The 8,364-nt window shown below is 70.8% G+C and carries 6 protein-coding genes and 1 pseudogene; all 7 read right to left on the reverse strand.

All coding sequences use genetic code 11. The annotated features are described in order from the left end of the window. The coding region (gene pstS, locus MHY30_RS14705; protein WP_239279021.1) for a phosphate ABC transporter substrate-binding protein PstS at positions 1-1,382 on the reverse strand (1,382 nt) is incomplete at its 3' end. Further along, a complete protein-coding gene (gene pstA, locus MHY30_RS14710; protein ID WP_239279033.1) occupies positions 1,379-2,659 on the reverse strand; it encodes a phosphate ABC transporter permease PstA in 1,281 nt (426 codons plus the stop codon). The genes pstA and pstS, both read right to left, overlap by 4 nt. 5 nt (positions 2,660-2,664) lie before the next feature. Next, entirely contained in the window at positions 2,665-3,726 is a 1,062-nt protein-coding gene (gene pstC, locus MHY30_RS14715) for a phosphate ABC transporter permease subunit PstC (protein WP_239279044.1), read from the reverse strand. 175 nt (positions 3,727-3,901) lie between these two features. Continuing rightward, a complete protein-coding gene (locus MHY30_RS14720; RefSeq protein WP_239279055.1) occupies positions 3,902-5,572 on the reverse strand; it encodes a PASTA domain-containing protein in 1,671 nt (556 codons plus the stop codon). Beyond that, positions 5,565-6,107, reverse strand: a complete 543-nt coding sequence (locus tag MHY30_RS14725; RefSeq protein ID WP_239279065.1) for a hypothetical protein — start codon at positions 6,105-6,107, stop codon at positions 5,565-5,567. Before MHY30_RS14725 ends, MHY30_RS14720 begins: the two co-directional genes overlap by 8 nt. A gap of 262 nt (positions 6,108-6,369) precedes the next feature. Continuing rightward, entirely contained in the window at positions 6,370-6,963 is a 594-nt protein-coding gene (gene recR, locus MHY30_RS14730) for a recombination mediator RecR (protein ID WP_239279084.1), read from the reverse strand. Next, positions 6,963-8,364 (reverse strand): annotated as a pseudogene (locus MHY30_RS14735) (hypothetical protein); the annotation flags it as partial. The gene recR and the pseudogene MHY30_RS14735, both read right to left, overlap by 1 nt.

The following is an 8,364-nucleotide window of genomic DNA, read 5'->3' on the forward strand; positions in this document are numbered from 1 at the left end:
CACCCCCGCCGCGAGACCCCGATCCACCACCCCCACCTCCCCCCCGGGGCCCCGGAGGCCCCCCCCCCACCCCCCCCGCCCGGCCCGCACCCCGTCACGGGCGTGTCGGTACCGGCCGAACCCGCAGTGCCGGAGGTGCACTGGTTCGGACCCTGCTTGTCGCACTCCGCGGGGGCGGGAGCGGATACGGCGAGCTGGTTGTTGGACGGCGAGTCACCCGGCTTGAAGGTCGGGTTGTTGCACCGGTTGATGTCGACGCCGTTGGCGTTGGCTCCCGGGATGCGCTTGAGCTGCTCGGAACCGGCCAGGACGAGGTTCATGGGCAGCGGCGAGTACCCCAGCGCCGTCGCCGATTGCTGACCCTCGCACAGCACGTACTCGGCGAAACCTCCCAGCGTGCGCCCCTTCTCGGCGGTGAAGATCCCCGCGGTCTGTGTCGGCACGATCAGGTACGAGTAGCTCGACAACGGGTACGTACGGGGATCGCCGTTGTTGTAGACGCCGTCCAGAATCTGGGTCAGGTAGTCCGGCGAGTTGGGATCGTTGTTGATCTGCGCCTGCAGCAGAGCCACCGCCACGGACGGCGCAGTCGGCTCGATGTAGTAGCCGGCGGAGTTGAGGATCTTGGCCACCGGAAAGCCGGACTTCACCGCGTACGAGTACTCCACGTAGGTGATGGCGCCCTCACCGTAGTCCTGGCTGACGTACCCGGCGACACCGAGCGAGCCGTTCTGCGCCTTGCCGTTTCCGGGTGTCGGGAACTGCGAGGTCATGCCGCGCGTCCAGATGTCACCGTGCTGTTTGGACATCCACAGGGTGAACTGCGCGGACGAACCCGATCCGTCCGAGCGGACGACCGGGACGATCGCCCGGTCCGGCATCGCGAGGCCGGGATTGTCGGCTTGGATGGCCGGATCGTTCCACTTCGTGATGGCTCCCGAGAAGATCCTCGTCACCACCGCACCGGAAAGACGCAGGTTGGTGACCCGCTTTCCGCCGATCTTGAGGTTGTACATGAAGGCCGTCCCACCGGCGACGATCGGCATGTACGCGTATCCGCTCCGAGGCACCTCCGGCTGCGAGCCGTCCTCAGGGTTGGACTGGAAGGGGATCTCGCTGATGGCGAAGTCGACGGTCCCGTTGATGAAGTCGCGGCGACCGGCCGAGGAGCCCACGCCCGAGTAGTTCACCGTCATGCCGTAGTTCTCGCCGACGTTGCGACGCCATTGGTCGAGCGCGTTCTGCGACCACGTCGACCCGGTACCGGAGATCGGCGCCCAGGAGTCGGCGTGCGCCGCAGGCGGAGACGACGACACCAATCCGGTGGCCACGAGCACGGCGACGGCGGAAGCCGCCAGGAGAGAGCGGATGCGGCGAATCACGGCTGGTCCTTCGGAGGAGTCGGGTCGTTCGGGAGCGTCTCGGCGGCGACGCGGTGTCGGTTCTCGATGCGCTCGAGGTCGGCGGCGGACTGCGCGCTGCGGGCACGACGCTGGCGCGGGCTGAGCTGGCCGGGACCGCGACCCCCGATGACGCGCGCGATCGCGAAAAGAAGGAGCACGAGCAGAAGGAGCGTCGCGGCGGCACCGAACCCGCGAGCGATCATGTTCGGCTCGGGCGACTTGACGAAGTCGAATACCTGCAAGGGCAACGAGATCATGGGGCCCGAGAAGGGATTGACGTTCATCACGGCCGTCACGCCCGAGGTGAGCAGGACCGGCGAGGTCTCGCCGATACCGCGCGCGGTTCCGAGGATCACCGCGGTGACCAGGCCCGATCGCGCCGTCGGCAGCACGACGTGCCACACCGTGCGCCACCGCGACGAGCCCAGCGCGTACGACGCCTCGCGCAGGTTGCCCGGAACCAGGCGCAGGACCACATCCGACGCGCGGATGACGATGGGAAGCATCATCACCGTGATCGCCAGTGACGCGGCGAAACCCGATCGCTCATGCGTGACGAGCTGGATCACCGCCGAATAGACGAACAGGCCCGCGACGATCGAGGGCAGGGCCGTCATGGCATCCGAGATCGTCCGGACGAAGCGGGCGAACCGGCCGCCGATCTCGTTCATGAACACCGCCGTCGCGATGCCGAGGGGCACCGTGATGGACAGCGCGATCGAGATCTGGATGAGCGTCCCGACGATCGCGTGAGCGATACCGCCCACGCTGAGAGGCTCGAGCGGACCGGCCGACTCCATGGTCTGTACGAACGAGTTGAGGTTGACCAGCGCCGGCAGACCGCGGAACACGGCGAAGCACACGACGAAGACCAGTGCCGCGATGAGGATCGAGGCAGCGCTGTAGAGAAGCGCCGTCATGACGCGGTCCGCGACCTCCTGACCCGTCGCCCGCAGCGCCACCAGGAGGGCGTAGATGACGACGAAGAGCAGGTAGGTCACGATCGCCCATCCGACGGCGCCCGTCATCGGAGTGAACCACCCGAACAACAGCGTCGCCACGGCCAGGGCCGCACCGAGCGCACCCGTGAGATTGAACGTGTCGTCGGCGGTCGCGCCGCTCATACGACGACGCGGACCGACGGGGTCGTTGCCCGGTGCCGGGCGGAAGGTCCGTCTCGGCCCGGTGTCGACGGGACCGCCGCCGTGACCGCCGGAGGCACCACCGGAAATGACCGTCGTGATCGTCTCGTCCATGCGGGTCAGCCCTCGCTCTGCGCACCCGACCGCGAACGCGCCACGATCGAGGAAGCGGTGAAGTTGATCACCAGGGTGATCAGGAACAGGGCCAGCCCCGCTGCCATGAGCGCGGACAGACCGAACTCGCTGGCCTCGCCGTAGCGCAGGGCGATGAGCGCCGAGACCGAGTTGCTGCCGGTCTTGAGTACCTGCCAGTTGATCGTGAAGATCGGCGAGATGATCAGGTAGACGGCGATCGTCTCCCCGAGTGCGCGGCCGAGGCCGAGCATCGTGCCGCCGATGATGCCGCCGCGTCCGAACGGCAGGACGACGGTACGGATCATCCCCCAGCGGGTGGAGCCGAGAGCCAGTGCCCCCTCACGTTCGCCGACGGGTGCCTGCGAAAAGGCCTCCCGCATGACCGAGGTCTGGGTCGGCGCGACCATGAGAGCGACCACGATCCCGGCGATGAACGCGGACGACGTGAACTGGCTGGCATCCGTCAGTCGTGCGCCGTCGGCGTCGGTGACGGCGAAGACAGGAATCCATCCGAAGTAGTACGAGATCCACTGGGCCACCGGGATGACGTTCTGCTGGAGGAAGAACAAACCCCACAGGCCGTACACGACGCTCGGAACAGCCGCCATCAGATCGACGAGCGAAATGAGGAGAGAGCGCAACCGCGGCGGGATGACCTCGGAGATGAGGAGGGCCGTGCCCATGGCCAGTGGCACCGAGAAGAACATGGCGACCAGGGCGATCGTCACGGTGCCGGAGAGAACCGCCGCGATACCGAAGGTCCGGGTCTCGGGCGACCATTCCTGCGTCGTCAGGAAGGAGAAGCCCGCGACCCGGAGCGCGTCGCCCCCGCGGAGCGTGAGGAAAAAGCCGACCGCCAGCATGATGGCGACGGTGATGCCTCCGGCCGCGAAGGCGGTCGTCCGGAAGATCGAATCCGCCGTCGAGGGGCGCGACGCGAGCGAACGGGCGCGCGGACCATCGTCGCCGCGGGGCGCCGTCTGGTCGGAGTCGGGGACGTCGGCGAAGAGGACCTCGGTGAGGTCGCCCGAAGGAGCGGCGTTCATCCGCGAACACGCCGACGCGCGGGCGCTGCAATGCGCAGATTTCGACTCATGGAACTTCCTGAGCAGAGAGGCCGGCGGCGGGTTCCGACCGGACGACGCTCATCGTGGGGTTCACGGGTGAACGAGGGAGGACACACGGGCGAAGGAGACCTTTCCGGGTCATGAGGGAGGGACATCACGCGCTCGGACCGGGGGACGGTGTCGTCGACGTGGGGGCGGACGGGCTCGGGGTCGGGGTAGTCGCGACGATGAGTGTGACGGCCGAACCCAGCGGGAGGCGTGTCGAGGCACCGGGCTCGACGGCCGCCACGGCACCGGCGACACCCGGACGCGGCTCCCTCACGACGACCGGGATGAGCCCCGCCCCGGTCAGCCGGCCGATGGCATCCTGCTCGGCGAACCCGGCGACGTCCGGAACGGCGTTCCAACCCGTGGCGACGACGAGATCGACGCGGCTCCGCGCGGGGACCTCGGCCCCCGGCGACACGGATCCCGCCACGACCGTCTGGGCGGGGGCTGTTCCGTCCCGGTCGGTGCGTTCACCGACCTCGAGACCCTCGCGTCGCAGGGCGTCGACGGCGTCGGGAAGAAGGAGGCCACGGATGTCCGGCATCCGCGCGAACGTCGGGGCGATGGGCGACGGAACGGCGCTCGCCACGACGGACGTCGGCGTGGCCGCGGGAGGGTCGCCGACGGGCATCGCCGCCTCGGCCATCGGCGCTCCCGTCGCCGATGGAGCCGGATTTGACACGGCGGGCCGCGCAGCGACGGCGACCACGGTCAGAACCAACGCCGCTGCGGCACCGGCGAGAACCCACAGCCACGGAGACGTTCGTCGCCGCTCCGCGTCATCGCCGACGGTCGCCGAAGCGCCCGGCGCAAGGACGCGGGTGGGCGCCACGATCGCGCGAGGCGACGGCACGGCCGCGGATGCCGCGGCCACGACGGCGCGAGGATCCCGGGCGCGGAGAACCGCGTCCAGAGCGCCGCGCATCGTCGCGGCATCCGGAAACCGTTCGGCGGGGTCCTTCAGCAGACCCCGCACGACCACGCGGTCGAGAGTCACAGGGATGCCGGGAACGCTCACGGACGCGGTGGGAGGCAGGGCCGTCAGGTGCGCGTCCACGACGTCGGCGGTGTGCGCGCGGGGGAACGGCGGTGTCCCCACGAGTGCGAAGTAGAGCACCCCGGCGACCTGGTAGATGTCACCGGCGACACCGACGGGTTCGCCGCGCAATTGCTCCGGGGATGCATAGGAGGCGTTGCCCACGACGCCGTCGCCTTCGGCGCTGCGCAGGACGTCGCCGCCGCGTGCGGACTCGCCGATCGGGGCGGCCAGGCCGAAGTCGACGAGGCGGACGTCCTGCACGCGCCCCTCGGAATCGCGGGTCACGAGAACATTCGCGGGCGAGATGTCGCGGTGGACGATCCCGGCCGCGTGAAGCGCTCCGAGCGCGTCGAGCAGTTGCCCGACGACGGTGGAGGCGGCGAGGGGGTCGAGACGTCCTGAGGTGCGGACCGTCTCGGACAGTGAGACGCCGCGCACCAGCTCCCACGCGGTCCAGGTTCGTTCCGGAGTCCGCCCGTCACCGGAGGCGCGCAGCGCGCAGAGGCCGGGGTGCCGGATCCCCGCCACGACGGCGGCCTCACGCAGGAACGCCTGCGCGAGAGCCACCTGGGTGGCGAGGTGCGGATGGAGGACCTTGAGGGCGACGTCCTCACCCGTCCACAGGTCCCGTGCGTCGTATACCGAGGCGGTCGCTCCGGCACCGAGAAGCCCGCGGATCTGAAAACGCTCCGCCACGGCAGCGGCGGCGGTGTTCTCCGTGTCGCGCCCGTCAGTCATCGACGCGCAGGGACGCGGGGGCCTGCCGATGACGACGACCGGATCGTGTGCCGATGTTCACCGACCGAACGATGCTCGCGCGCGCGAGGTTGTCGCGCGCCGCGCGCGCCGCCGCCGCGGCCTCCCCCGGGGACTCGTACCACCGCGAGCAGATCAGGACGGGGTGATCTGCGAGCCGGAGCGCCCAGCCGTGCCGCATGGAGAGCGGCCCACGCATCACCATCGCGGTCAGTTCCCCCGCCCGCGCGCTCACCGTCTCGGCATCCGCCCAGGCGCGCTCGGGCGACGGATGCAGAACGCTCCCTCGCCCCAACTCGCGGTTGTTCGTCGCCAGCAGACGCCACACCCCGAACACCCCGTCCGTGGTGGGACCGTCCGAGGGCCGCAGCGTCGGTGGGGCCGGCGGGACGGCCTGAGGAAGCACGCGGGCGCGAAACGCGAACCATGCGACGAGCATCGGATCGGTGGTCGACCGGAAGGTGTCGAAGACCACACGCGCGGTCGGCGTCGGTCGTGCGGAGAGCTGCTCGCTCACGGAAGGCCCCTGTCTGACGGACCTGCGCGCCGGGTTCGGGCTCCTCAGCGCTGTTCCGCAGGGATGAAAGTGCTCCCGTTGGATTGCCACACCGAGAGCAGCAGGTGAACGGCCGGTTCACCAACCCTCAACGCTTTGTTCACTCACCCCGGGGGTGTCTGTCGGGGTGTCCGCGGTCGCGGCGCGGGCACACCGGTCACGACAGCACTGCACGGCCGCACACGCGCATCAGAGCCGAGCGGGACGCGAGAGCGCGCAGCCCTCAGAGCGTGCGGCGCCCCTCGAACGCCCGCCCCAGCGTGACCTCGTCGGCGTACTCGAGATCGCCGCCCACGGGCAGACCGGATGCCAGACGCGTCACGCGGATCTCGAGGGTGTGCAGCAGGCGGCTGAGGTACGTGGCCGTCGCTTCCCCCTCGAGGTTGGGGTTCGTGGCGAGGATGACCTCCTGGACGGTGCCGTCCGCGAGGCGCTGCATGAGCTGAGTGATGCGCAGATCGTCGGGACCGATCCCGGCGATGGGGCTGATGGCTCCACCCAGCACGTGGTACAGCCCGCGGAACTCGCGCGTGCGCTCGATGGCCGCGACGTCCTTCGCGTCTTCGACGACGCAGATGAGGGCGGCGTTGCGACGAGGGTCGCGGCAGATCGAGCAGCGTTCCTGCTCGGAGACGTTGCCGCAGATCTCGCAGAACTTGACCTTGTCGCGGATCTCGCCCAGCAGGGTCGAGAGCCGGGACACGTCGAACGTCGGCGACTGCAGGATGTGGAACGCGATGCGCTGTGCCGACTTCGGACCGATGCCGGGCAGCCGACCGAACTCGTCGATTAGGTCTTGGACGATGCCGTCGTACATCAGCTGAACCTCGTGGGGGGCTCGTAGGGCTCGTCGCGGACGTAGGTCGCGCCGAGCACTTGGCGGACCACGGCCTCGCCGTAGCGCTGAACGCCTCCGCGCAGAGGCGCCATTCGCGGCACCACCACGGGCGGGACCGGAACGTTCGCCTCGTCGTCCGCAGGGGGGATGACGTCGTCGTCGTCGACCTCGTCGGGAGCCGGAACGGAACGGGCCACGTCGGCGGACGGGAGCACCGCTCCCTCGAACGGCGGCGGCGCGATCCGCGGCGCGGACCGCACGGCAGCCTCTTCGGGTTCGTCGTCGACCGCCAGGACGGTAGCGCCGGCGGGCGCCGCGGCAGGACCGGTGGCGGAGGGTCCGGGACGCCCGCCGGCGGGGGCGGATACCGAGGCGGGGGCGGATGCCGAGGCGGGCGCGGCACCCGTGAGCGCGGTGCCACTGCCCGCCGACGCTCCGGGGATTGGCGCGACCGCCCAGTCGCTGACCGTCGCCGCCGCGTACGGGGCGGACGAACGCGGGGCGGAGGCCTGCCGCGAGGCGCGTGCGCCGCCCTCGGGACCCGGCGCGGGACCGCGCTGCGGTGAACCGCCGGGGCCACCGGACCCGCCGTCGCCCTCGAGACGCGCGAGGTACTTGACCCGCACGCCGAGAACGGACTGGATCGCCTGGCGCAGGTCTTCGCTCGGGCCTCCTTCTGCGGAGCGCGTCTTGAACGCCGCGAGGTCGGACGCCGTGCGGAATCCCAGGGTGAGCACGTCGTCATCGAACGCGAGAACCGACGACGTCGATACGACGAGCCACGACGTCCGGCTCGCAGCCTCGAGCTGACCGAGCACCTCGGGCCACGCGTCGCGCACGTGGGAAAGCTCGAGCGGGCCGACCGGCACGACCGGAGGTGTCGGGGCGACGGGCTCCAGCGGCGAGCGCTCTTCGGCCGAGCTCGCGGGCTCGTCGTCGGCCGGCTCGGACGGGGACTGCACCGAGACGGCGTCTTCGTTCGGCTGGGCGGGCGCGGAGCCCTCCGCCGCGGCCGCCGCGTCGGTGGCCGCAGCGGCGGAGCCGTCGGCGACCGGTGCAGCGGGAGTGTCGTCCGGTGACGGTGCGGCGTCGAACGGGTGCGGATCGGCGGACGCGGACGCCGCCGTGACCGCGGGCTTCGCCGCCGCGGACGCCGCGGACGGTGTTGGGTCGGCAGCGCTGCCCTCGTGCCCGACGGTGCGGACCGGTTCGTCCTCGTCGAACGGCGGGGGCGCGTCATCGTCGTCGAGCGGCGGCGGCGCGTCGTCGTCGGACGGGGCATCCGGCCCGGGAACGGGTACGGCGGACTGCGGTCGTGCTGCGGCGGGGGGCCACCCCGCCCCAACCCCCGCCCCCCCAACCCGTCCCCCGCGGGGGCAT

It is taken from the genome of Microbacterium sp. ACRRU (genome assembly GCF_022346945.1).
Taxonomy (GTDB): domain Bacteria; phylum Actinomycetota; class Actinomycetes; order Actinomycetales; family Microbacteriaceae; genus Microbacterium; species Microbacterium mcarthurae.